The organism is Streptomyces sp. H27-H5, from assembly GCF_026627505.1.
Classification (GTDB): Bacteria; Actinomycetota; Actinomycetes; order Streptomycetales; family Streptomycetaceae; genus Streptomyces.
The window spans coordinates 1-21,845 of the sequence record NZ_JAPNLK010000017.1 but is presented as its reverse complement, the minus strand read 5'-3'; the positions used below and the strand labels follow the sequence as shown (position 1 = coordinate 21,845).

Annotated in this window: 32 protein-coding genes; all 32 read right to left on the bottom strand. The window is 69.3% G+C overall.

Annotated features, from left to right (window positions below):
- Positions 1-142 precede the first annotated feature (142 nt).
- The gene (locus OTB19_RS10925; RefSeq protein WP_267797865.1) at positions 143-724 is read right to left on the bottom strand and encodes a hypothetical protein; all 582 of its coding nucleotides are present in this window, start codon (positions 722-724) and stop codon (positions 143-145) included.
- The gene (locus OTB19_RS10920; protein WP_267797864.1) at positions 721-1,194 is read right to left on the bottom strand and encodes a hypothetical protein; all 474 of its coding nucleotides are present in this window, start codon (positions 1,192-1,194) and stop codon (positions 721-723) included. Before OTB19_RS10920 ends, OTB19_RS10925 begins: the two co-directional genes overlap by 4 nt.
- Positions 1,191-2,324, bottom strand: coding sequence for a DUF3560 domain-containing protein (locus tag OTB19_RS10915; protein WP_267797863.1), 1,134 nt, complete (start codon positions 2,322-2,324; stop codon positions 1,191-1,193). Before OTB19_RS10915 ends, OTB19_RS10920 begins: the two co-directional genes overlap by 4 nt.
- A gap of 16 nt (positions 2,325-2,340) precedes the next feature.
- Entirely contained in the window at positions 2,341-2,541 is a 201-nt protein-coding gene (locus OTB19_RS10910; protein ID WP_267797862.1) for a hypothetical protein, read from the bottom strand.
- Entirely contained in the window at positions 2,538-2,951 is a 414-nt protein-coding gene (locus OTB19_RS10905) for a hypothetical protein (RefSeq protein ID WP_267797861.1), read from the bottom strand. Before OTB19_RS10905 ends, OTB19_RS10910 begins: the two co-directional genes overlap by 4 nt.
- Positions 2,952-3,018: 67 nt before the next feature.
- Positions 3,019-3,441 (bottom strand): hypothetical protein, encoded by a 423-nt coding sequence (locus OTB19_RS10900; RefSeq protein WP_267797860.1) that lies wholly within the window; start codon positions 3,439-3,441, stop codon positions 3,019-3,021.
- A gap of 164 nt (positions 3,442-3,605) precedes the next feature.
- Positions 3,606-3,899, bottom strand: a complete 294-nt coding sequence (locus OTB19_RS10895; protein WP_267797859.1) for a hypothetical protein — start codon at positions 3,897-3,899, stop codon at positions 3,606-3,608.
- Between the two features lie 62 nt (positions 3,900-3,961).
- Positions 3,962-4,270, bottom strand: coding sequence for a hypothetical protein (locus tag OTB19_RS10890; RefSeq protein ID WP_267797858.1), 309 nt, complete (start codon positions 4,268-4,270; stop codon positions 3,962-3,964).
- A gap of 76 nt (positions 4,271-4,346) precedes the next feature.
- Entirely contained in the window at positions 4,347-4,724 is a 378-nt protein-coding gene (locus OTB19_RS10885; RefSeq protein ID WP_267797857.1) for a hypothetical protein, read from the bottom strand.
- 113 nt (positions 4,725-4,837) lie between these two features.
- Positions 4,838-5,305 carry a hypothetical protein gene (locus tag OTB19_RS10880; protein ID WP_267797856.1) on the bottom strand — a complete coding sequence of 156 codons (468 nt, stop codon included), beginning with the start codon at positions 5,303-5,305 and terminating at the stop codon, positions 4,838-4,840.
- A 26-nt stretch (positions 5,306-5,331) separates the two neighbouring features.
- Positions 5,332-5,859, bottom strand: a complete 528-nt coding sequence (locus OTB19_RS10875; RefSeq protein WP_267797855.1) for a hypothetical protein — start codon at positions 5,857-5,859, stop codon at positions 5,332-5,334.
- A gap of 57 nt (positions 5,860-5,916) precedes the next feature.
- Positions 5,917-6,249, bottom strand: coding sequence for a hypothetical protein (locus OTB19_RS10870; RefSeq protein ID WP_267797854.1), 333 nt, complete (start codon positions 6,247-6,249; stop codon positions 5,917-5,919).
- 110 nt (positions 6,250-6,359) lie between these two features.
- Positions 6,360-7,241 (bottom strand): hypothetical protein, encoded by an 882-nt coding sequence (locus OTB19_RS10865; protein ID WP_267797853.1) that lies wholly within the window; start codon positions 7,239-7,241, stop codon positions 6,360-6,362.
- An 83-nt stretch (positions 7,242-7,324) separates the two neighbouring features.
- Positions 7,325-8,473: a hypothetical protein gene (locus OTB19_RS10860; RefSeq protein WP_267797852.1), complete on the bottom strand. Its 1,149-nt coding sequence runs from the start codon at positions 8,471-8,473 to the stop codon at positions 7,325-7,327.
- A 70-nt stretch (positions 8,474-8,543) separates the two neighbouring features.
- A complete protein-coding gene (locus tag OTB19_RS10855) occupies positions 8,544-9,632 on the bottom strand; it encodes an AAA family ATPase (RefSeq protein ID WP_267797851.1) in 1,089 nt (362 codons plus the stop codon).
- Positions 9,633-9,671: 39 nt separating this feature from the next.
- Positions 9,672-10,013, bottom strand: a complete 342-nt coding sequence (locus OTB19_RS10850; protein WP_267797850.1) for a hypothetical protein — start codon at positions 10,011-10,013, stop codon at positions 9,672-9,674.
- Between the two features lie 220 nt (positions 10,014-10,233).
- Positions 10,234-10,824, bottom strand: coding sequence for a hypothetical protein (locus OTB19_RS10845; protein ID WP_267797849.1), 591 nt, complete (start codon positions 10,822-10,824; stop codon positions 10,234-10,236).
- Positions 10,825-11,071: 247 nt separating this feature from the next.
- Positions 11,072-11,443, bottom strand: coding sequence for a MazG-like family protein (locus tag OTB19_RS10840; RefSeq protein WP_267797848.1), 372 nt, complete (start codon positions 11,441-11,443; stop codon positions 11,072-11,074).
- A gap of 29 nt (positions 11,444-11,472) precedes the next feature.
- Positions 11,473-11,793, bottom strand: a complete 321-nt coding sequence (locus OTB19_RS10835) for a DUF6087 family protein (protein ID WP_267797847.1) — start codon at positions 11,791-11,793, stop codon at positions 11,473-11,475.
- Between the two features lie 15 nt (positions 11,794-11,808).
- Complete coding sequence (locus OTB19_RS10830) at positions 11,809-13,710, bottom strand: ATP-binding cassette domain-containing protein (protein ID WP_267797846.1); 1,902 nt, start codon at positions 13,708-13,710, stop codon at positions 11,809-11,811.
- Positions 13,711-13,813: 103 nt separating this feature from the next.
- Positions 13,814-14,992: a methyltransferase domain-containing protein gene (locus OTB19_RS10825; RefSeq protein WP_267797845.1), complete on the bottom strand. Its 1,179-nt coding sequence runs from the start codon at positions 14,990-14,992 to the stop codon at positions 13,814-13,816.
- Positions 14,993-15,000: 8 nt separating this feature from the next.
- Positions 15,001-15,132 (bottom strand): hypothetical protein, encoded by a 132-nt coding sequence (locus OTB19_RS10820; RefSeq protein ID WP_267797844.1) that lies wholly within the window; start codon positions 15,130-15,132, stop codon positions 15,001-15,003.
- 60 nt (positions 15,133-15,192) lie between these two features.
- Complete coding sequence (locus OTB19_RS10815) at positions 15,193-15,405, bottom strand: hypothetical protein (protein WP_267797843.1); 213 nt, start codon at positions 15,403-15,405, stop codon at positions 15,193-15,195.
- A 99-nt stretch (positions 15,406-15,504) separates the two neighbouring features.
- Entirely contained in the window at positions 15,505-16,308 is an 804-nt protein-coding gene (locus tag OTB19_RS10810) for a helix-turn-helix domain-containing protein (RefSeq protein ID WP_267797842.1), read from the bottom strand.
- Between the two features lie 62 nt (positions 16,309-16,370).
- On the bottom strand, positions 16,371-16,889 hold the full coding sequence (locus tag OTB19_RS10805; protein WP_267797841.1) for a DUF6879 family protein: 519 nt from the start codon (positions 16,887-16,889) through the stop codon (positions 16,371-16,373).
- Positions 16,870-17,094 carry a hypothetical protein gene (locus tag OTB19_RS10800; RefSeq protein WP_267797840.1) on the bottom strand — a complete coding sequence of 75 codons (225 nt, stop codon included), beginning with the start codon at positions 17,092-17,094 and terminating at the stop codon, positions 16,870-16,872. Before OTB19_RS10800 ends, OTB19_RS10805 begins: the two co-directional genes overlap by 20 nt.
- A 178-nt stretch (positions 17,095-17,272) precedes the next feature.
- Positions 17,273-18,661, bottom strand: a complete 1,389-nt coding sequence (locus tag OTB19_RS10795; protein WP_267797839.1) for a UDP-N-acetylmuramoyl-tripeptide--D-alanyl-D-alanine ligase — start codon at positions 18,659-18,661, stop codon at positions 17,273-17,275.
- A 7-nt stretch (positions 18,662-18,668) separates the two neighbouring features.
- The gene (locus OTB19_RS10790) at positions 18,669-19,292 is read right to left on the bottom strand and encodes a C39 family peptidase (protein ID WP_267797838.1); all 624 of its coding nucleotides are present in this window, start codon (positions 19,290-19,292) and stop codon (positions 18,669-18,671) included.
- Between the two features lie 26 nt (positions 19,293-19,318).
- Positions 19,319-20,284 (bottom strand): D-alanine--D-alanine ligase family protein, encoded by a 966-nt coding sequence (locus OTB19_RS10785; protein ID WP_267797837.1) that lies wholly within the window; start codon positions 20,282-20,284, stop codon positions 19,319-19,321.
- A 137-nt stretch (positions 20,285-20,421) separates the two neighbouring features.
- Positions 20,422-20,880, bottom strand: coding sequence for a helix-turn-helix domain-containing protein (locus tag OTB19_RS10780; protein WP_267797836.1), 459 nt, complete (start codon positions 20,878-20,880; stop codon positions 20,422-20,424).
- Positions 20,877-21,098 carry a DUF5999 family protein gene (locus OTB19_RS10775; RefSeq protein WP_267797835.1) on the bottom strand — a complete coding sequence of 74 codons (222 nt, stop codon included), beginning with the start codon at positions 21,096-21,098 and terminating at the stop codon, positions 20,877-20,879. Before OTB19_RS10775 ends, OTB19_RS10780 begins: the two co-directional genes overlap by 4 nt.
- A gap of 153 nt (positions 21,099-21,251) precedes the next feature.
- Positions 21,252-21,629 (bottom strand): hypothetical protein, encoded by a 378-nt coding sequence (locus tag OTB19_RS10770; RefSeq protein ID WP_267797834.1) that lies wholly within the window; start codon positions 21,627-21,629, stop codon positions 21,252-21,254.
- Positions 21,630-21,845: the final 216 nt, after the last annotated feature.

Sequence of the window (21,845 nt, the reverse complement as noted above, 5' to 3'; positions counted from 1 at the left end):
AGGGGGTGCTGAAACGGGGCGACCCGCCCCGCCGGGGAGGCGGAGCGGGTCGGGAGCCGGAGGGTTCCCCCTCCAACTCATATCTGAATTCTACTATGAATGAGGGGTGGGTCAACTCCGCCGAAGACGGGATTCGGGCCGCTCAGCCTTCGTCGACCCACAACATTCCGTACGGCGTCTGCCGGGCCGTCGACATCGCCGCGCTGTGGATGTCCGCCCGCACCGACTCCCAGTTGACCGCCCCGAAGCGGTCGCGGTACGCCTCGACGTCCCACTGCTGCGGTGAGCCCGCCAGGGCGCCCATGATGTCCGGCAGCCCGTCGCCGTAGCCGATCAGGCGCTCTCGATACGAACTGCGGGTCTCGATCAGGAGTTTCCTCCACTCCTCATCCCTCGGCCGCTTCACCGGGAAGCCCGGTATGGAGCCCCGGAAGGGCGGGAGCGCCTCGACGTCGCACAGGGCCGCCCAGGCGATCGCCCTTTCCCGGGAGCGCAGCCGCGGCAGGTAGGTCAGCTCGTACAGCTCGGCCTGCGGCCAGTGATCGCCGCCCGCCGACAGCGTGCTCGTCGCATCGTGAAAGGCGGAAGCGGCCGCCCTTGCCCAGCCCCTCGTGCCCATCCGAGGGGCGGGTACCACGGTGTGCCACTCCAGCGCGGCGTGGGGGGTGCGGAATCGTGCTCGCCACGCGCCCTCGGACGGCGGGATCCAGGCGGGGCCGGTCATCGGGCCGCCTCCGTCGCGGCGGCCCGGTCGGCGGCGACCCGTCGGGCGCAGGCCGCCGGATCGCTTTCGTGCAGGGCTGCGATGTACGCCACCACGTGGGCGGCGTGGACGGCGCGCTCTCGGGCGGTCAATGCGATCTGGAGTGTCTCGCCGTGCCTGCCGTCCGGCCAGGTCGGGGTGGTGGACCCCGGCAGCGCCATGGAGTCGTGCCAGTTCAGGTTGGCCTCCAGGCGTCCGGGGGTTTGGGCAGTGAGCGGGTCGGCTTCCATCAGGTCGATGAAGTCCGGGTGGGAGTGGACCCGCAGAAGGGGGCCGGCCGCGCAGTCGGCGGGCATCTCCACCCATACGCGCTGGCCGTACGCCGGATCCGACTCGACGTCCACGACGTACCGGTTGTAGGCGAGGCAAGTGGCCTGCGCGACGGAAAGGTACAGGACGCTCACGCGGTCGCCCGATCTGAACAAGGTCATGTGCTGCTCTCGGTGGGTTCGGGGTGAGGGGGTGGGTTGGAGGCCGACCCCCTCACCTGATATCTAAATTCTACTATGAATGAGGGTGGGGTCAAGTTGCCTCGACCCACAGACACCCCCCTAGCGGCGGACTGCTCCAAGTGCTGCGCCATCTCCGATTCGGACTTCCGTCCGCTGACCTCGTCGTACGGCACCTTCCACGTCCAGTCGAGCCGGTTGTCCTCGGCCCGTACGACCTTCTGGCCGATCCCGTTGTGGATGTGCGGGATCGTCACCGACTTCGCGTTGACCCGCAGCACCTCGAACCAGCGACCCCGGCTGAGGACGAAGTCACCCTTCGAGAAGTCGGCCTTCGACCACACCTTGTAGCCCTTCTGCTCCGCCTCCTCGATGACCTTCTGCCAGAACTTGATCTGCTCCGTGAGGTCCTGCTGCATGCGCGGGAGTTCGGGGTCATCGGGGTTTCGGGCGCACCCCTTCGCGGACTCGCCGCGCTGCCACTTTTCGACCGCTCGAAGGTCGGCCTCCAGAGTGGCGATGCGCCGCAAAGTGCGGCCGGGGTTCTTGCGGAAGGTCTCGTACGCCTCGGCGGCCCTGGTCCGGTCGGACCAGTACGAAGCCTTGTCGCCCTCCCGTATGGACCTGTCCATGCCGGAGTGGATGCGCTCGCGGTCGCGTTCGGTGCGCCGCGTGGAGTGGTGTTCTCGCTGGGTCGGCTGCCCGAAGGGGATGCGATCCGCGATTCGGTGGGCGCCTTCGTAGGCCGCCTGCGACCGCGAGGCCGCGTTGTCCGCGTAGCCGTCGAACCGTTCGGCGCGGTCGGCGGCACGCTCGATGCGGTCCTCCTCCTGCTCGGTGAAGGTCCGCCGGTCGTCCTCATCTATCGTCAGCGTCACCTCAAGGCCCTTGCCGCGCAACAGGGCGGCGAGCTGTTCGAGGTTGGGCTTGTACGTCGCCTTGTCCCGGGAGAACGGCAGATACCAGCAGCCCAGGGTTCGCGACCACTTCGCGCCCTGCCGCAGGGTTGCGCCCCACTGGCGGAGTTTGAGGACGTCCGCAGATCCGTCCCCGCGTACCGCGCCCCTGATGAGGGTTCCCTCGCGGCGGCTGTGGGTGATCTTGATGGTCATGGTGGTGGTCTTCCTTTCAGATCCGGGTGAGTCGGCCGGCGGGGTGCCAGCCTGCGTAGAGGATGTGGACGAACAGGTCGTCGGCGGCGAGCTCGCAGAGGACCCCTGTGGGGTGGGACTCGACCTTGAGCACGGTGAAGGCCACTGCCTGACCCGCTCGGTCGAGGACGCTGCTCCCGTTCTCCTGGCGGAGCCAGACACGGGCTCCGGCGTTCACGCCTGCCAGCCGGCGGGGATGCGGACGGCGAGGGTCAGCACAGCAATCAGCGAGATGTCCAGGTCCAGGACGTCGAAGGCCAGCGACTGGGCAAGCAGGAAGTGAGGATCCATGCGGTCGGTGAACTCCTCCCGCCGAGTGGCTCCGCGCTGGTGGGCGGCGTTCGCCGCCTCAGCCAGATAGGCGGCGTAGCGGTGGGCGTCGTCGTCGGCGTCAGCGAGGAAGGCGGTACGGGCCTCCCACGCGGCCTGGAGGAGCAGCATGCGGCGGGTCTCCGGCGCGGCGTGGCGCCACAGCTCCGTCAGGCCCGCGTCCGTGGCGAGCTGGAGCGGAGAGCGGCGCTCGCTCGGCACGCGCAGCAGGTTGGCAGCCATGAGCACGGCGGTGCGTGTTACGTACAGGTCGAGCATGTGGGGTTCCAATCAGGGGTGCGGGTCGTGCCTCTGCGCCAGGACGGCGCCGAGAGCAGCGGAGATGTCACAGGTCGACGGGAACCAGGGCGGTCATCGCGAGGGACAGCTGGTGGGAGGTCTCCAGGTCCGGGCCGCTGGCCAGAAGGTGGGCGAGGAACGCGGCCTCGTGCTTGGTCTCGCAGAACTCGGCGGGTCCCAAGGTGGGGTGGGTGGCCGCCCAGGTCCGGGCTGTGAACGTCAGCGCGTCGGCGAACAGGGATTCCGCCGTGCCGTCGTAGGCGACCCGTACGGACTGCGCGGCCCAGGAGATGAGCAGCAGGACCGTGCGACGCTCCACGGACGTCATGCCCCACCACAGGCTCCGCGTTTGGGGGAGCGCGGCAAGGACGCGGTGGGCGTTCGGCAGGGGGCTTGCCGCCAGGTTCCGGGCGGCCTGACGTATCTGAGAGAGGAAGAGATCGGGCGTGAGAGTGTCGGTGGGGTTCATGTGCCGGTTCCGTTCCTGGGAGTGGGGAGATGTGCTGTTCGTGTAGCCGCGGTGCCCTGCTGCCGCCGGTGAAGGGCCTGCCGCGCAGGGGCTGTGAGCCTCCAGCCCGGGGTGGGGGTGGAAGTCGTGGCGACTGGGGCCGGCGGCGTTGAGCGGAGGCGCGGTCACCGGCTGGTGCCGTGGACGATGCGGGACGCCTTCATCAGCCGGGATGCCTCACGGGTGCGGCCGAGTTCGAGGAGGGCCGCCACTTCGAACATGGTCAGCCAGCTGCAGGCCGGTACGGCTGCGGCGAACTCCGGGTAGCCCTGGGCGCGTTTGTGGGCGGGGCGTCTGGTCCATGCCTGGCGGACGACCTTGGCGGCGAGGTCGGCGGCGCGTGCGCTCTGTTCGCCGGTCAGGTTGAGCGTGGCGATGATCTCGCCTGCGCCGAGGATCGGCAGGTACTTGAAGGACATGTGTGTCTTCCGGGTCCAAGAGGTGCGGGGGCGCGCCCCGGGCGGGCGCGCCGAGGAGTGGGTCAGTCATTGGCCCAGCCGAAGAACAGCCATCCGTTCTGGGCTGTGGGTGTGGTGAGGGGGAGTGCTCCCGCCGGGCCCCACTTGTTGTCGATGCGGGGGTCGTTGGCGGCGATCAGTTCCATCGCGCAGCCGATGGCGGAGTCCTGGGAGCGGCGCACGTCATCGATGACGACGTAGTCGTCCTTCTCGGCGATGGAACCGGAGCAGCCGCCGCGTCCGTGCTCGTGCAGGGCCTCGTCGCGGATCTGGTTGAAAGCCTTGGCGACGTCGTCACCGATGACGATGTCGAAGAAGGTGATGGCGCCCATCGGGTCTCCAGGTGGTGTGGCGGGTGGCGGCATGGCGAGGCCGCCCCGGTGGCGGGGCGGCCGGGGGCGGGGCGGTTCAGCGGATGTGGACGCGGCGCCGGTTGGTGCGCATGGGGCTCGCGGGTCGGCACAGGGCGGGGGCCCGGCGGACCTCGGCCAGCAGGCGGCCGACGGGGTCGGGGACCGGCTGGAGAACGGGCGCCGGTGCGGCGGTGACGTTGGCGATCGCGTCGTCCAGCACGTCTCGGCGGATGTGAGGGAACTGCTGGCTCCAGCGGTCCATGGCCTCGCCGTCGGCTTCGTCGAGTCCGGCGGCCATGGCGAACTCGCCCCACTGCACGCTCATGTTCACCGAGGCCCAGGTGAGGGCGACTTCGGCCTGCTGCTCGGTGACGGCGTAGTTACGGGCGACGTGCAGGACGGCGATCGGGTCGGGGATCGGGATGGCGTTCACGGTGTTCCTTCCGGCTGGTTCAGGTGGGGCTTCCCCCCTCCCTTATATCTGAATTCTACTATCTCTGGAGGGGGTGTCAATGTAAACCCGCAGGTCAGAGGCCCGGCAGTGGGCTAGGCGGCAGCCTGCACGGCCCGGCGGGCGCTCAGTGCGCCCCGCTTGCGGATCGTCGCCGCGCCGGCGGCCCGCGACTGTGCACGCTGGGCCGTCACCCGGCACTGGCCGCACAGCGGCTCCCTGTTGCGGCGATGTCCCTTCACCCCGCTGCTCTCCCCGCACACGCCCGCCCGCGACGGCAGGCCCTTGGGCAGGGCGGGGGCGACCGTCGCCGAGGCGACCGACCGGCCGTTGATCCACACCCGCGCCGAGCACACCCCGTCGAACCCCGACCCCTGCGGGCGGACCCGCTCGAAGCACTCCGCGAGCACGGGGCACTCCAGGCAGGTGCGCACGAGTGGCTCGCTGATCGCGCGGAGCTCTGCCGCCGGCCTGCGGGTCAGGGAGACGTCGAAGACGAACCCCTCGACGCCGGCGCACGGCGCGAGTTCCATCCAGGACGTCGGGGCGGTCGAATTGATCACGGCGGGTGCCTCCTCGGCGGGTTGAATCAGAACAGGAACGGCTGGGGGAGAACCGCGGGCAGGATCGCGTCCTTCGCTGCGCCGCTGCGAAGCGACAGCCGCGCGGCCTCGGCTGTCCAGGGCCGGTAGGCGTGCGTGTGCCACATGTCCGCATCGCGGAACGGGGCAGGTCCGGGGTGGTAGGCGAGGTGGTGCGCGGCCTCGGCGTCGACGGCCTGTCGCAGTGCCCCGTACCTCACCGGCGTCAGGCACCGGCCGATCACCTCGGCCACGGCGCCCCACGAAACCGCTGTCGACCGGCAGCCCGTGGCGGTCTGCACGGTGTAGGTGAAGCCGCGTGGGGCGCGGGTCCAGGTGCACAGGCATCCCGCGTCGGGCTCACCCGGCAGGCGGCGTGTCGGGCGGCGCCCCGGGTTCTGTAGCTGCCGCTCGCCCCACTCGGCGCGCTCGTAGCTGTACTCCAGGTCCGCGAACGCGGCGAGTTGGGCAGGGGTGAAGAAGTCCCGCACCGCCATGCGGGCGTCGTCGGTGAGCGGCGGATCGAGGGCCTTCAAGGCATGTCTCCAAATGTGCGGTGGCCTATTTCTAGGCCACCGCAGGCGGTTGAAGGGTCAGCTGTACTGAAGCGTGCGGTCGTCGATGAGCTCCCCGTCGCGCACGCCTTCCAGGAAGGCGTCCAGGGTCGCGCCGACCTGTCGGGGCATCGTCGCGAGCGACAGGCCCAGCCGGATCCGGTGATCTGTGAACTCGTGCACCGAGACGAGCAGCCAGTCCGGACCGAACTCGGTCCTCTGTGCCGTGATCTGGAATTCGTCCACGTAGACGTGGAAGGTGGGCTTGGGGGCGAGGGCCTTGACGTGGATCTCCCACGCTCGCGCCAAGGGGTCGATCAGGTATGCGGGTTCCACGCTGGCGCGGCCCTGGCTGATCTGCGGGCGGTTCATGTGTGCTCTCCAAGAGGTATCGCGGGCCTCTCCCGCTCGTATCTAAATTCTACTTTGCGGGGAGGGGGTGTCAACGTGCGACGTCGTCAGGATACAGAAAACATCGCGGCCTATTTCCCGCTACTGGGCTTCGCGCCCGTCGTACGCTCCTTCGCCTCCCGCGACCGCACCCGGATCTCGGCAATCGCGTCCTTGGCCACCGACGACAACGTGGCTTCCGGCTTCGCGCCGGCATTCAACACCTCCGCGTCCCGCGCCCGCTGCCTGACCTGCGCCTCCCTCTTGCGCAAACTCTCCTCCTCCGCCCTCTGCTGACGGGGACTCGTCCCACAGCCCCGGCAGGAACGCCCCCCGCCCTCGGGGTGCGCGGAGCACCGGCCCGGCCCGGACGGCGCAGCCGCTGCCTGTCCTGCTGCGGCAGCAAGCTCCCCGGCAGCGCCAGCTGCGGGGGTTGGGGGGTTTATCTCTGAGTACTTGCTCTGGTTACTACCTATAAGCCCCGGCGAACCATCGCCCGAAGATCCTTCGCCCGGGGAACCGGACTCCGGAGAGCCGAGCCCCGAAAACCCGGTTTCGGTGACCCCGCCCATGCGGGCTCCTTCCTCTCGCTGTCCCGCGCCCGAACTCCCCGCCGGCTTCCGGCGCCGCGCCGCCCGCCGCTCCTCCGCCTCCCTGAACTCCTGGGCCGCCCAGTCCTGCGCCTGGTCGTACACCTCGGTGATCTTGAAGAACGTCCCGTCCTCCCGCCGCTCCGTCACCACCCGGTAGTACCCGGCGTCCCGCAGCTCCCGCAGCGCCGTACGGACCGCCTCCACGCCCTCCTTGCCCGCCTTGGAGATCCGATCGGCCGCAACCTTCCACGTGTCCGGCTTCGCCAGCAGATACGCGAGGATCCCCCGAGCCCGAAACGACAGACGGGCATCTTCCAGGGTGGCCGTCGGCAGCACGGTGTACCCGGTGCTGAGGTGGCGGCGAAGGATGGTCACGAGCAAGCCTCCAAGGGCGTATGAGCGGCAAAACGACAAACGTTGACGTTGCAGGCCGCCCCGCAGGTGCGGGGCGGCCAGAGGGGGCGTCAGGCGGCGGGGCGGGCCGTTGAGACCTTGATCGAACGGGCGGACTTCTTCCCGGCCTTGCGCATCGGCACGGTCATCCCCGCGCGGCGCATGATCCGGACCATCGCCTCCTGGTCGGGCACCATCGGCACCGGAAGGTCGGCGTCCTCGAATGCCCCGACCATGGCCTCCACATCGGCTTCGTCCTTCTCGTTGCCGCCCTCCCACCCCAGGTGATTCGCGCCGTAGTTTCCCTCCGGTGACGCGTCGACCATCGCCCGGACCAGCTTCTTGACCTGCTCCGCCTCCCGTCCGCGCTCACGCGCGCGCACGTAGCGGTCCAAGGCCCTCGCCCGGTCCTCGTCATCGCTGATCAGAAGGGTCTGGGCGGGCACCCCCGGCGGGGCATCCGGCCAGCACGCGGAGAGGAACGCGCAGTTGTCACAGATCGCGGACAAGCCGGGGCCGTCGTGATCGCGACGCAGCTCCTCGGGGGTCTGCGCCTCGATGGCGCGCTCCACCCACCAGCGGGCCTCGGCCGCAAGCCACGGGTCGAACGGGAACTCCTCCACGAACTCCTCGCCGGTGTCCCGGTTCACGAACCGGAAGCGGATCCGCGCGACCGCTACCGGCCCGAGCCGGTGCAGATACCGCTGCCCGGGGATGTCCGCGAACCCCACCGTGGACAGCACGCTCGCGTACAGCAGGACCTGGCGCATCTCGGCCGCCGTAGGACCGAACCGGACCACCCGGTCCCAGATCCGGCCCGACTTCGTCTTGATGTCCTCCACCGTCAACACCTCGGCGGCGACCCGGGGCCGATGCCGCTTCGGAAGACGCCCGGCGGTCGCCGCGTCCAACTGCACCACGTCGATGTGCCCGCGAATCGTCTCGTCCTGCACCGTCCGCTCCACCAGCCACCCGTACTCGCGGCGCGCGTCCTCCAGCAGCCCGGTGTGGATGTACGTGCCGAGGATCGCCGCCTTCTTGTCCGGCTGATTGGTCGCTACGGTGCCCGCCAGGATGTACCCGGCCCGGCGCATGCAGATCGTGTCCGAAGCCCCGAGCTGCGTTTGCAGCGACCGGGGCCGGCGGGCGTCGGCGGCGTGCGCCGCCTCCCAGATGGACACCGACCCGCCGGGCAGCGGCCTTGTTGCCGTGGTGGTCATGAACAACTCCAAGAGGTGTAAGCCCGGTCGGGCCCGCCGCAGCGGGCCCGACCGGAAAGAGAGGGGAGGATCAGGCGGTCGCGTACTCGTCGAACGCGGCGTCGGGCGGGGTCTCCCCGACCTCCTCGGCCGCGGCGGCGCGCAGCCGGGCGGCGTCACTCGTCGGATCCACGAGCGGCTTCGGGTTCTGCAACTCGACGGCCTTCTGCTCGATGGAGGCCCGGATCACCAAGACCTCATCGCGGCTGAGGCTCTCGTTCTTCTCGATCTGCTTCCACAGCTTCTTCAGCTCGGCCACGCCGGCCGCGGCGGCCTCGTTGACCTTCGGGAGCCATGCCTGCGCCAGGTCACCGGTCAACTCGGGTGTCGCCCTCGGCTGGGTGTGGATCGCGCATCCCATCCACCCGAACACCAGCTGCTCGATGGTCAGGCCCGGGGCGGTCTTCGGCTCCCCACTGCGCGGCACCTCGAACCGCAAGGAGCGGGCGCCGATGATCTGCGGGTCCTCCTTGCGCCGCAGCCGGACCCACACCGTCGCGTCGAAGGCCAGGGACTTGTGGCCCTCGACCCGCCAGTCCTTCGTGCGGGGGATCGGGTCGCCGTTGCCGTCGACGGCCGCGACCTCCTTGCCGCGCGCGAGCAGGATCACGATGCCCGGCATGGTCCGCACCAGGTACATGACCTTGTTCCACCTCTCGGCGGCGTCGTTCCACAGGTTCATCGACGGCTTGACCTCGGCGTCCGGGTCCTTGCGCAGCTTGTTCTGCCCCGAGTTCGAGCGCCGGGCCCGGTCGTTGGTCCAGTTCACCAGCATCCGCCACAGCATCGACACCGAGTCGATGACGAGGACCACCGGCTTCTCCTTCGCGGCCGCCGCCCTCTTCGCCTCCGCGTGTACCGCCTCGATCTGGCCGAGGATGTCGCGGTAGCTGCCGTTGTGGTCGATGAGCAGGTAGTCCGCGCCGGGCACGGCCGCGTACTCGTCGGCGGTGTCCTCGCCGAGTTCCAGCCAGTAGGCCTGACCGGTCTTCTCGGAGCCGGTGAACTCGGCAGCCTTGTGGCTCTTGCCTGCCTTCTCCTCTCCTTCGAGGAGGATCACCGGCCACGGGGTGACACCGGTCGGCTTTCGGGTGCGGAGCTTGGGGGTGGGGTTGGGCATGGCTACTCCAAGAGGTGGTGGAATGCGTAGTGGCCTAATTCACGCGCTGCGCAGGCCTCGGGTCTCGAAGACCGAAGACCACTCGGGGTGCAGTTCAACCAGGCGCCTGGCGTACCGCGATCGGAAGTCGTTGTTCAGCTTCCAGACGTCGCCGTGCGTGGCCCGGCCGTATTCGTAGCGCAGGACCTCGAACAGCATGCCGATTCCGACGCGCTTGAGGCCCCGTTCGACGCAGTCCGCCGTCATGGCCTCCAGCTTCCCGAGGATCCACGGATTGAGCTGGTGGAATGCCTCGAAGCGATCCTGGATACTCAACGGTTCGCCAGCCCGGTCCGGGTGGCGCAGGGGTGCCAGCGGCAGTTCGAGCTGCATGGGAGCCATGAGTTCCTCCGTTTTTGGGTAGCGGCCTATTTCTACGTCACGCAAGCGCGGTGGTTCAACTGCATCTCCCTGCGTATACCCAAATTCTACTATGAAAGGTAGGGGAGTCAACCGCCGACAACAGCCGCCGGCCCGGGACGAATGCACCCCGGGCCAACGGCCACGCGCCCCCGATCCGTCAACCAGCTAGACCAGTTGAGCCCAGCAAGGGGGCCCCGATCTACAGCTCAGGCCCGTCCGCGACCGCCTTCTTGCCCCGCGGCATAAACGCCGAGCCCGGACCCCGATACACGCCCTTCCGCAGCTCCTCCGCGATCACCTCGTTGAGCTGCCACGCCCCCGGATTGCGCCTCGCCTCACGCGACACGATCACCGTGTGCTCCGCTCCGGCCAGCACGGTCTCGAGAAGCCACAACGGAGACCCCGACAACGAGTAGTCCGGCGCCGGCAGCTGCTGCCGCGCACTCTTCATCGCCTGCGATGCCTTGATCGGGTCCACGCCGAACAGCGCCGCGTACTCCTGCAACCCAACCAACGGAGGAAGCTCCCCCGCCTTCATCGGTCGCGCGGTCGCACCCTGCTCCCGCTCCAACTCCTCCAGCAAGCCCACATCCAGCTGCCGGCCCCGACTGCCCGGCGGCAACGCCAACTCGACCACCAGGCCGCCGGGCCAGTACGCCTTACCAGACACGATCGCCGCGTCCTCGTAGGAGATCACCCCACCAGGGACCCAACGGTCGCTGACGGCCGTCTCCGCAATCCGGTAGACCCGCGCAATCTCCTTGCGGCCCATCACCAGCGGCTTCGCCACGACAGTCCCCTTTCTCTCCTATATCTGCCATAGCAGAATACGGGTACGAAGGAGACGGCTCCACGGCAGCACGGCAACCGTCACGCCCACCCCGATAGACTGGCGCCACACTTTCCAAGAGGTGTACGCGAAACCCCCGCCATCCGGCCGATGCTCGGGGGTTTCGCTGTATCCGCAGCACGGTCGGCAGGTTCCGACGCTGGCGAGTATTGAACGTTTCCTCCTCTGCCCATTTCGGCCCGCAGGCTCAGAGCACCTCCGCCGCCTCCTCTACCTTGTCGAAGGAAGGCTGGGCGGGGACGAGGAATCGACTCGACTTGTCGGCCAGCACACCGGCAAGGAAGTCCGCAGCGTCGTCGGGCCGCATTCGGGCCAGCGTGACCAGAGCGGTGATCGCGGTGTCCGCGACTTCGGCCTGCACGTCGTCCCAGGAGTGAGAGGTGCCCTTGCGCGGGTTGGTGCCGTGCACGCCGATCACCGCCTGGGCGGCCTCTCCGAACTCCTCCCCGATCTTGAGGACCTGAAGAGTCCACTGCTGCTCGATCGGTACCTTCCGCTCGTCATCCCGCTGCCTGAAGGCGCGCGCCAGCTCGTCGATGGTCTTCCACACTTCGTCCATGGATTCCTGCCTCGTCTCGGGTGGGTGCTTCAGGTGCGGCGATGACGGCCGCGCCCCTCGCGCAGTGGGGCCGGACTGTAGCCGGGCACCGGGACTGTCTCGGCCGGGGCGGTCGGATCGATGATGCGCCGGGCGGCGGCGTAGTCGGGGGCGATGGTGACCGGTTCCCACGCGAAGCCGTCCCAGCGGACGATGGCCCGGGGGAGTTCCGGCTGAACGTGCCCGCCTCGCGCCGGGCCCGGGCCGAGCGGGACCGCCCGTAGTTCACCCACCGCGCGCCTGCGACCTTCCCGGCGGGCCGCCCATGCCTCCAGCGGTTCGTCGGCCGGATCGTCGGGTGTGAAGGCCATGGGGGTACTCCTTGCTCAGTTCTGGGTTCGAGGGGTGGGGATCACGCCGGGGCGGTCGCTTTGCAGCCCCATGAGCTCGCGGAACAGGCCCGGATCGGAGCAGAGTTCGCCGTAGGTGCCGTGCTGGACGACGCGGCCCTGGTCGAGGACCACGATGCGGTCCGCGATGGCCACGTTGGCGAGCCGGTGGGTGATCAGCACGATCGGGCGTTCGTAGGCGATGGCACGCAGCCCGGTGAAGATGCGGTGCTCGGCGCGCGGGTCCAGCGCGCTGGTGGGCTCGTCCAGGATCAGCAGGCCTCCGCGGTGGAAGGCGCGGGCGATGGCGATGCGCTGCCACTGGCCGCCGGAGAGTTCCTCACCGCCGAAATACTGGCGGGCCAGCAGGGTGTCCAGGCCGGACCGCAGGCGGTCGATGACCTCCACGGCGCCGGACTGCTCGGCCGCCCGGAGTACGTTCTCGTCCGAGCCGCTGGTGGGCTGGCCGAGGGTGATGTTGTCGCGGGCCGTCAGGGGCCCGTGGGCGAAGTTCTGTGGGACGACAGCCGTGTGCTCCCACAGGCTGTGGGCGTCGTGGTCCTTGATGTCGGTGCCGTCCCAGGTGACCGTCCCTTCGTCGGCGAGGTAGAGGCCGGAGAAGAGTTTCGACAGGGTCGTCTTGCCGGAGCCGTTCTCTCCCACGAGCGCGAGAATCTCACCCCGCCGGACCTCCAGAGTGACCTTCTCCAGGGCGGCCCGCTCGGCGTCCGGGTAGGTGAAGGACACGTTCTCGACCCGGACGACGGTGGGGGAGACGGCCTTGGTCGTGCCCCGATCGATGCGGTGGCCGCCCGCCTGCTCGGTGAACTCCACCCAGTCGTCGAAGTACAGGCCGGTACGGAACAACTGGGCGCCGTAGCCGACCATGCCCCGCAGCGAACTGCCCACCGAACGCAGCGCGAACACCGCCGTCCCGCCGGCGGCCACGCTCATGTGTCCGGTCGCCAGCAGTCCCAGGAGCGCACCCCACATCAGGGCGGCGGCCAGCCCCGCCGCCCCGGCACCGAGGAGGGCGTATCGGGCGCCGCGGTGGATCGCCTCGTCGGTCGTGGCGTCCACGCGGGCCCCGATGGCCCGGTAGCGGGAGAGCAGGAACCCGGCCATGGTGCCCGAGCGGACCTGGTCGGCGGTCTCCTTGTCCGCGATGTACCAGCGCAGATGGCCCAGGGTGCGGCGCTCGGCGGCCAGGGACCGGCCCGCCTCGTAATGGACGCGGGCGGCCCGCAAGCTCGCGATGCCCTGCGGCAGGACGGCCAAGACGAGCAGGGGGAGAAGGACGGGGTGGAGGACGAGGACCACGCCGGCGGAGGCAATCAGAGAGCCGAGGCAGGACATCAGCTGCTGGGACTCGGTGATCAGGTCACGTGCCACGTCCGCGCCGCGGTCGGCGTTCTCCCAGGCGTCGTTGAACCCAGGATGGTCATAGGCCACGAGCTCGGCGTTCACAGCGGCGTTCAGCATCTTGAGTTCGGCTTCGCGGGAGATGCGCGGGGAAGGCCGGTTGGAGATGTTAACGATCGCGATGCCGAGAAGAGCCCGCAGCCCCGCAGCAGCTGCCAGCAACGCAATGGAGGGCAGCGCACCGTGGAGACGGGCGCCCATGTCGCCGGACGAGATGAGCGCGGTGATCGTCCTCGTCGTCGCCAGGAGACCGGCGGCTTCCAGGGCCGCCGAGACGGCCTGGCAGGCCAAGAGCAGGACGACGGCCTTCCTGTCCACGCTCCACCCGAGCTGGAGGCCGCGCCGCACCAGCTGGGGTAACCGGCGCGTCATCGCCCACGTGGTCATGGGCCTTCCCTCCAGCACGGCCATCGTCCCCGACTTGAACCGGTACTCCTCCGCGCTGCACCCGGGCTTCTCCGTCGCCTGGTCCGTCACGTCGTCTCCCGTCGCCTGCTGCTGCATGTCAAAGTGCCGAAGCCGCCCCCACGCGGGAGCGGCTTCGAGAGCGATCCACTCGATCGGGGACAGCCCCCCGGGGTCAGCCGGTCTGTGGGACGAACCGGTCAGGAGTGTCGAGCCACACCGTGTGCTTGCCGTCCGGGCTGATGGTCATCCCGAACCGCTCCGGACCGGGCCAGCCAGCCGCGTCCCACCAGCGGTAGGCGGCCGTCACCTCGCTCCACAGGCGCCGAGGCCCGTACTCCCACACGGTGTACCGCTCGTCACTCGTGCCGTCCCAGTCGACGGCCGCCCACGAGGTCGCATCCGTGGTGGCCAGCCACAACCGGGTGACGACACCTTCCACGTCCGGGTTGTGGTGCCAGGTGTGCCACACATCGCCGAGCTGCAGGCCGACCGCGAACTGCGCGGCCACGTCGTCCCCGGCCACCGCCTGCGGCGGCAGACGGGTGGACGACTCGTCCGGGACGTGGTCCTCGCGCACCACGTCCCGGTAGATCCGCAGATCCGTGCGCTGTCCGCGCATCAGCATGAACGCCGAGTACGGGAAGAAGGATCCGCAGGCCGTCCCGTGGCCGTCGACGGTCAGTCGCACGAGGCCGTAGCAGAGCCACGGCGATTCCCACGCGGTCAGGATCAGACCGCCCGGCTTCGTCTGGGCGAGCCAGGCCGGCGGGACCGTGCGAACCGAGCACGTCGACTGCACCCGGTCGTACGGGCCCCCGTCCTCGTGGCCGAGGGCGCCGTCGCCGCAGACCACCCGCGGCGTCACCCCGGCCTCCTTCAGCCGGTTCGCAGCCAGTGCGGCCAAGACCGGGTCGACCTCGATGCTGGTCACCGACCCCGAGCGGACGCGGTGAGCCAGCAGGCCGGCGTTCCAGCCGGTGCCGGTACCGATCTCCAGCACGTTGTGCTCGGCGGACACGTCCAGCATGTCGAGCATGCGGAACACGATGGACGGCGCGGACGCCGAGCAGGATGCCCAACGCTCCCCGGCGGCCGGGTCCTGGCCGTCGTTGACCTGGGTGACGACCGCATCGTCCTCGTAGGCGTGCCGCAGCCACTCCTTCGGGGAGTTCTGCCGCGAGCACTCCTCCAGGTCATCACCCACCCACACCGTGTCGGGCAGGAACGCGTGCCGGGGCAGCGCCCAGAATGCTTCCTCCCACACTGGCGCGATCGGTGCCCCGAGGTCCTCGTTCACCGCGGCGAGCAGGCCGCGCATCGCGGACCGCCCGTCGACTTGGTTCGTCGGCATGCCGGCGCCTACTTCCCCTTGTGCTTCGGCTCGGGCTTCGGCTGCTTGGTGTCCGAAGACGGCTTCGCGGTCCCCGGGTCCTTGTTTCCCGAGTGCTTCCCGTCGCCGCCGCTGCCGCCCTTACCGGTACCCCAAGCCATGGAAACCTCCAGTGGTCGATGCCGCATTGATGAGCGATGTGCCGTACCCCCTGGGCCGCGTCAGGCGTGGTCGCGGATCCAGTGCGCCAGCGCGTAGGCCGCATCTGCCGGGCAGCCGCCCAGGTTCACGAATCCGACGCCGTTCACGTTCGCTTCCGCGCGCAACGACGGCAGCGCGATGCCGATGGCCTCCAGCGCATCACCGAGTTCTCGCGCCGCGTTCAGCGCGATGATGTCGGCGGCCGAGGCGGTTTCGGTGTTCGTGACGGACATGAGCATCACCGCGTTCTCGTTGCTGTGCGTGCGGGGGTGGTGACAGCATCAGGAAGGGCGGGGGTGTGGGGCAAGAAACTTGCACCTGCTTGCACCCGGTCATTCAAGTGCGTTGATCGCGTCGGCGATCAGGGCGCGGGCGGCTTTGCCATGGACGGCGATCCGGGCGAGTTCCGCGTGGATCCGTTCATAGGTGGCGACTTCGCTCGGCTGGGTGAGGGTCACCTCGGCGGAGGCCAGTTCGATGAGGACTCGCTCTCTGTCGTAGATCCAGAAGCCTTCGTTGGGCCACATGATCCGCTCGGCACCCATCGGGATCACTCCGAGGCTGACCTGCTGCCACAGCGAGACGGTCATCAGGTGCCCGAGCTGCCCGGCCATGGTCTCGGTGTCCCCGAAGCGGGCCCGCAGCGCGGTCTCCTCCACGACGACGCCGAACTGGCGGCCGGCGTCCCGCAGGACGGCCGCCTTGCGCACCGCGCGCACCTCGGCGGCCTGCTCGGCGTCATCGGGGATGCCCCAGAAGTCGATGATCCGACCCATCAACGCCGCGGCGTAGGCGGGCGTCTGGAGCAGCCCGGGGATGACGCCCGGCTCGTAGATTCGAAAGTGCCGAGTGCGCTCGTACCGGGGCAACGCGGCCTCCTGCACCGGCGTGAGGCCGTTGGCGAAGACACGCTTCCACTCCACGTACATCTCTTGGATGCTGCTCGCGGCCGCCAACAGGTCCTCATAGTCGTGCTGGGCGCCACTGTGCTCTACATAGGCGCGCAGGTCATCCTCACTCGGCGAGGTGATCCCGTGCTCGATCCGGGAGACCTTCGACTCGCTCCAGCCGGCACGGGCCGCGAAGGCCCGTGCCGTCTTGAAACCTCCCGCTCGCCGCAGGTCACGCAGGCGCACCCCAAGGCTGCGACGGGCCTCTTCGACAGCGGGGAACGGCGACGCGGCCACGGCTGATCGCGCTAGGTCGGCTTGTAGTCGCCGTGCGGGACGGCCCGCTCCCACACCGCCTCGAACGCGCTACGGCACAACTCCAGGACGACAGGGTCCGTGGTCAGCTCCCGCCACTGCGCACGGATTGTTCCGTCGCCGGCGAAGTGCTGGACGAGGACCTGTGTGTCGTCGAAGATCCAGAAGTCGTTGCCGGGGAAGGCGATGCCTGTCGTATCGCGGCGTGAGAGCCACCGGATGTCCTCGCCCGCCGCTACGTTGGCGTCGGAGATGAAGTGCTCCCAGCGGATGTAGTCGCTCTCCGGGACGGAGAACACCCGAGCCCGGCGCACCGCCACCCCGCGAGCTGTGGTCTCGCGGACCCACTCCAGCCAGGTCTGGAAGTCCTCGTCCTCGGTGAGATGGTCCTCCCGCGAGCCGCCCAGCCAGGCGTCGAATGCGGGGTCGGGCATGTACGCGTCCCGCATCTCCAGATGCACGGCAGAACTTCGGGCGGACGCCAGCAGCTCCTTAAACGTCGGCGGTGCCACGGTCCTCCTTCTCGAAGAACGCCACCATCCTGCGGGGCAGCTCGATCACGTCCTCGTGGCCGGGCAGGTCGAGCTGCGCCCGCCTTTCGGCGTCCAAGATCTTCCATCCCTGCACCACGTATGTGTCGCGTTCCTCGTCCAGATAGATCGTGGGGCTGTCGCCCGTCTTGCTCTCGGGGTCCTTGCCAAGCATGCGTAGAGCCATGCTGCCCTCCTCGCTCGGATGCTGCCGGATCGCTGACGAAATCCTTGCATCGAACTGGCTTCGACTGCACGGAACTTGCACGAGTTTGCAGACCTCGGCATCAGGTGGATCCAGACACGTCCGGGCCCCGTTGCCCGGAGAGAGCGAACGGGGCCCGCCGATCCGCTTCGCCTGCGCCCTACGAGGTCGGCACGGCGGCCAGCTCGCGGGCGACCGCCTCCAGCCCAAGGGAGTTCGCCCCCTTGATCAGGACCACGTCACCCGGCCGCAGCACACGCCGGATCTCCTCGATCAGCGGCACCTCCGGGTCGACATTCGACCTCGACGCCTTCAGCCCGGCGTCCGTCATGACCGTCAGCATCCGCTCCATGTGGATGCTGCCGATACCGAGCACCTCGGCCGGACGCAGACGAACCACATGCTCGGCCACCTGATCGTGCCAGTCGGCCGCTTCATCACCGAGCTCGGCCATCTCCCCGAGTACCGCGATCTTCCGGCGGGTCGGGCCCGCGATGTCGCCGAGAGCGGTCAGCGCGGCGAGCACGGATTCGGGGCTCGCGTTGAAGGCGTCGTTGATAACGGTGACCCCGTCCGGGCGCGTGGTGACTTCCATCCGGCCGCCACTGGAGATCTCCGCCTGCCGCAACCCCTGTGCGATGCGGTCCGCGGGGATGCCCGCGGCGGTGGCCGTGGCCGCCGCCGCGAGGGCGTTCAGGACGTTGTGCCGGCCGTGGACCCGTAGCTCGATGCGCCTACGGTCCTTGCCGTTCACGAGAACGAAGTGGGGGCGCCCGTCGTGCTGCACGCCCACCTGCTCGGCGCGGATGTCGCAGTGCTCGCCGAAGCCGAAGGTGACCACAGCCGCGTCCGTGGCCCCGGCCATCGCGGCTACCAGCGGGTCATCGCCGTTGAGGACGGCGGTGCCGTGGGCGGGCAGGGCCCGGACGACCTCGGCCTTCGCCTGGGCGGTGACCTCCCGGGAACCGAACTCCCCGATGTGCGCGGACCCCACCCCCAGGACTGTGGAGATCGTGGGACGGGCGATGTCGCACAGGCTGTCGATGTGGCCCAGGCCCCGCGCCCCCATCTCCAGCAGCAGGTAGCGGCTACCTGTCTCGACCCGGGAGACGGTGACGGGGAAACCGATCTCGTTGTTGAACGACCGGGGCGTGGCCACGGTCGGCCCGTCCAGTTCCAGGATGGACGTCAGCAGGTCCTTGGTGCTGGTCTTGCCCGCCGACCCGGTCAGCCCGATCACCGTGCCGGTGAACTCGGAGGCGACACGGGCCGCGATTAGCCCCATCGCTCCCAGGACGTCGGGGACCATGATCGCGGGCGCGTCCACAGGGCGGCGCGCGATTACCGCGATGGCTCCGGTTGCCACCGCCTGGACGGCGAAGTCGTGTCCGTCGACGGACTTGCCGGGAAGGCAGCAGAACAGACTGCCGGGGGTGATGTCGCGCGAGTCGAAGACCAGCGGCCCGGTGATCAAGCTGTCGGGATCGGCGCCACCGGCGAGCCGGCCTTCGGTGGCGAGTGCGGCGGCGGCGAGGGAGAAGGGGATCACGTTGCTCCTACTGTGCGTGGCCCAGCACGACCCCCCGGCCGGCGAAGAACCGGGCGAGGTCCGCCCTGGAAACCTGATGGAACTGCTGCGACTGCTCCGGGAACCCGGAGGGGTTGTGAATGGTGACGTGATCCGGGCCGGAGCCCACGGCGAGGACCAGGTGCCCGCCGCGCCGCTCAGGGCGGGGATCGAGGGTGCGGATCGTCTTATGGACCGACAGCAGCACCAGCCGCCCCCGCAAGATCTCGGCATCGACCTCCTCAACGGAGAGCTGCGGACGGGCCTCGGCGAACAGGCCCCACCGGGATGCCACCCACGTGGCGAACGGCGCGTAGATCAGCCCTTGCACCTGGTCGCCGTCGCGCACGTACGCCCCGGCAGCCAGAGCCTGCCGGACCAGCGGCACCGACGGGGGCACAGGCTGCCCGAAGAACCCCAGCGCCATCCGCAGGCACGCCATGCCGCACATGCGCGGCGCCCAGAAGGCGTACTCCTCCGCGCTGTCGGCACCGGAGGACTCCCACAGCGGATCAGCGGACGCGGCCGTGATGCCCGCAACGAACTCGGGCACCAGGCCGGCGGACTCCCACTGCGAGAAGTAGGGAACATGATGGGTCGTGGCAACGGTCATGCCCCTACTCTGCCGCCGCCCAGGCGTCAGGGCACGTACGAGTCCTTCGTGAACGCCGTGTCCAGAACCCGCTTGATCAGCTCGACGTACGACACCCCTGCCGCGGCCGCCATCGTCGCCAGGTTGCCGTGCTCCGACAGACCCGGCACCGTGTTCACCTCCAGCACGGGACTCCGACCGTCCGCACAGATCAGGAAGTCCACCCGGCTCACGCCGTGCGCCCCGATTCGCCGATGCACCTTCAAAGCGGTCTCCACCACCCGCTGCTCCACCTCCTCCGGCAGGGTGGCGGGGCAGCTCTCACGACGAAGGCCCCTGTCGTGCTTGGCCTCGTAGTCGTAGAACGCGCGGTCCGTCTCGCAGGTCAACAGAGGCAACACGACGGGCCGGCCCTGGTCCAGGATGCCCACGGTGCACGGGACGCCGTCGATGTACTCCTCGACCATGTACTCGGCGTACTGCTCCTTGCGACGGGCCCGCAGCAGTGCCGCCAGTTCCCCGGCGTCGCGGGCGATGCCGGCGCCGAGGCTGCCGCCGCCGCCCGCGGGCTTGACGAACACCGGGTAGCCGAGGTTCAGCTCGACCGTCGTCAGCGTGCTCTCCACGGTGTGCTCCGCCAGCACGGTGATCGACCGGGGGGTGTCGACGTTCAGGGCGGCGAGCAGGGTCTTGAACGTCGGCTTGTGCATGCCGAGCGCGGACGCGAGAACCCCCGAGCCGGTGTAGGGGATCTTGAGCTGCTCCAGCAGTCCCTGAACCTTCCCGTCCTCGCCGCCCGGCCCGTGGCAGGCCAGGAGAGCGACGTCGATACGCTTTCGCAAACCCGCCCCCAGCCCGGCCAGGTCGGCCAGGTCGATCATCTCCGCCTGCATTCCGGCGCCCGACAGAGCCTTGAAGGCGGCCTCGGCGCTCGCGACAGACCCCGGCCGCTCGGGGGAGTCGCCGCCGTACAGGACGCCGATACGACCCGTGTAGTACGGAGAACTGGACATGTACGCTCCTCGTGGTTGGAGTGCTGCTCCGATCGAAGGCGTCCCGGCCCGGTGCCGTGCCCGCGTACGCGGTCGAAGGCAGAGCGGGCCGCATACCCGCGCCGGGACGCCGTACTGAGCCCGTGAGGGCGCAGGTGTCAGGTGGTCTGCTGGTCGTGGCCCAGGTGCCCCATGGCCCAGGCGCGCTTGATCGCGAATGCCGGTCTGTCGGTGGCGTCCAAGGCGGCCAAGAGGTCGCCGTAGACGTTCCGTAGCCGCCACTCGGACCAGGTGACGAGCGGTCGTATCTCGATGACCGTCAGCCCGTCGGCAAGGTGGCGGAGCACCCGCAGCTGCTCCTCGGAGAGTTCCACCGGCGGCTCGGCGTCCGGCGGGGGCAGCTGTTTCGACGCGTACGCGCTGTGGACCAGGGCCGTGGTTCGCGCGGAACCGCATTTCTGCCGGGCGAACTTCAGCCGTGACTGCACCGCACCGTCCGAAAGCTTCAGACGGCGAGCGATCGCGTTGACCTTCAGACCTTCGGCGGCCAAGGCCACGGTCTCAAGCTCGCGGTCGGTAAGATGGAAGTGCTCGCGGGGCTTCGCTCGGCCGCTCACGCTGCGGCCTTCGTTCCATCGGTCGGCCGGTGAGGGGGGACCGTGCTGCCGTCGGGCAGCAGTTGCCCCGTGTCCTCAAACTCCAGGACACCGTTACAGAGCAAATTCCACCCCTGCTCAGGGTGCGAGGCCACGACCGCGGCCGAGCCCCGAGTGAGGTCTTCGGCGGACGGGCATGGCGGCGAATGTGGGCAGGTCGGGGGCTGGGACTGTTCCACAGGAATCCGTTTCTCGCTGAGGCCGCCCCGACCGGAGCGGACGTGTACTTGGAATCCGCCCACGCAGGACCGGGCACGGTCACGGCCTGCGCGGGCGGAAGCTTCAACGGGTTGTCGAGCCTCGGATCGCCTTGGCGGGTACTGGCCCGCCTTCTAGGTGTAGAGCGGCGGCAGCGGCGGCCACCCTGCCCGGCCGCCGCCGGCGGTCACCAGCGCCGACCGGAGCAGACCCGCGCCCACGAGCCGGTGACGGTTCCACGGCCTCACCCAGAAGGGCCCCGGGGGACTGGACCGGTCGAGCGGCGGCATGAGCACACGGCCCCGAGCCACGCAGCGGCCGAATCCGTTCTCCCACTGGGCCGCCGTACCGGGAGGAACGAGCCAGTACCGGAACGGGCGGCCCGGATCGTCAACGACAGGTCCGCACCCTCCCGGCTGCCAGGTGTCCATCAGCGCCAGGGCTTCGTCCGAACGGCGGCCCCTGGCGGTAATGACGACCTCGAAGGTTCGCTCCCCGAGCCGGAGTTCCATCTCACCGCGTGTCTCCTGATGCAGGAGGTGCCGAACTGCGATGGTCAAGTCGAGCATGTCGGGCGCAGGTTCGCATGGCGGTACGGCTAAGTGGTCTGCGTCGTAAATCCTTCGGGGGTTGACGTCGGGCTTGGCGTGCGCTTGCCCGTGTCAGGTGTCGAGACCGGTGAGGTGGAGGTGGCAGGCGGTGTCGAGTGCGTCCTCGGGGGTGCCGCT

Excerpts from the sequence above, each read along its gene's own strand:
- OTB19_RS10840 (WP_267797848.1), bottom strand. The coding sequence starts at position 11,443 with ATGGACGAAGTGTGGAAGACCATCGACGAGCTGGCGCGCGCCTTCAGG.
- OTB19_RS10850 (WP_267797850.1), bottom strand. The coding sequence starts at position 10,013 with ATGGCTCCCATGCAGCTCGAACTGCCGCTGGCACCCCTGCGCCACCCG.
- OTB19_RS10790 (WP_267797838.1), bottom strand. The coding sequence starts at position 19,292 with ATGACCGTTGCCACGACCCATCATGTTCCCTACTTCTCGCAGTGGGAG.
- OTB19_RS10785 (WP_267797837.1), bottom strand. The coding sequence starts at position 20,284 with ATGTCCAGTTCTCCGTACTACACGGGTCGTATCGGCGTCCTGTACGGC.
- OTB19_RS10855 (WP_267797851.1), bottom strand. The coding sequence starts at position 9,632 with ATGCCCAACCCCACCCCCAAGCTCCGCACCCGAAAGCCGACCGGTGTC.
- OTB19_RS10870 (WP_267797854.1), bottom strand. The coding sequence starts at position 6,249 with ATGAACCGCCCGCAGATCAGCCAGGGCCGCGCCAGCGTGGAACCCGCA.
- OTB19_RS10895 (WP_267797859.1), bottom strand. The coding sequence starts at position 3,899 with ATGTCCTTCAAGTACCTGCCGATCCTCGGCGCAGGCGAGATCATCGCC.
- OTB19_RS10890 (WP_267797858.1), bottom strand. The coding sequence starts at position 4,270 with ATGGGCGCCATCACCTTCTTCGACATCGTCATCGGTGACGACGTCGCC.
- OTB19_RS10915 (WP_267797863.1), bottom strand. The coding sequence starts at position 2,324 with ATGACCATCAAGATCACCCACAGCCGCCGCGAGGGAACCCTCATCAGG.
- OTB19_RS10925 (WP_267797865.1), bottom strand. The coding sequence starts at position 724 with ATGACCGGCCCCGCCTGGATCCCGCCGTCCGAGGGCGCGTGGCGAGCA.
- OTB19_RS10825 (WP_267797845.1), bottom strand. The coding sequence starts at position 14,992 with ATGCCGACGAACCAAGTCGACGGGCGGTCCGCGATGCGCGGCCTGCTC.
- OTB19_RS10800 (WP_267797840.1), bottom strand. The coding sequence starts at position 17,094 with ATGGCTCTACGCATGCTTGGCAAGGACCCCGAGAGCAAGACGGGCGAC.
- OTB19_RS10905 (WP_267797861.1), bottom strand. The coding sequence starts at position 2,951 with ATGCTCGACCTGTACGTAACACGCACCGCCGTGCTCATGGCTGCCAAC.
- OTB19_RS10835 (WP_267797847.1), bottom strand. The coding sequence starts at position 11,793 with ATGGCCTTCACACCCGACGATCCGGCCGACGAACCGCTGGAGGCATGG.
- OTB19_RS10920 (WP_267797864.1), bottom strand. The coding sequence starts at position 1,194 with ATGACCTTGTTCAGATCGGGCGACCGCGTGAGCGTCCTGTACCTTTCC.
- OTB19_RS10770 (WP_267797834.1), bottom strand. The coding sequence starts at position 21,629 with ATGGAACTCCGGCTCGGGGAGCGAACCTTCGAGGTCGTCATTACCGCC.
- OTB19_RS10820 (WP_267797844.1), bottom strand. The coding sequence starts at position 15,132 with ATGGCTTGGGGTACCGGTAAGGGCGGCAGCGGCGGCGACGGGAAGCAC.
- OTB19_RS10860 (WP_267797852.1), bottom strand. The coding sequence starts at position 8,473 with ATGACCACCACGGCAACAAGGCCGCTGCCCGGCGGGTCGGTGTCCATC.
- OTB19_RS10900 (WP_267797860.1), bottom strand. The coding sequence starts at position 3,441 with ATGAACCCCACCGACACTCTCACGCCCGATCTCTTCCTCTCTCAGATA.
- OTB19_RS10815 (WP_267797843.1), bottom strand. The coding sequence starts at position 15,405 with ATGTCCGTCACGAACACCGAAACCGCCTCGGCCGCCGACATCATCGCG.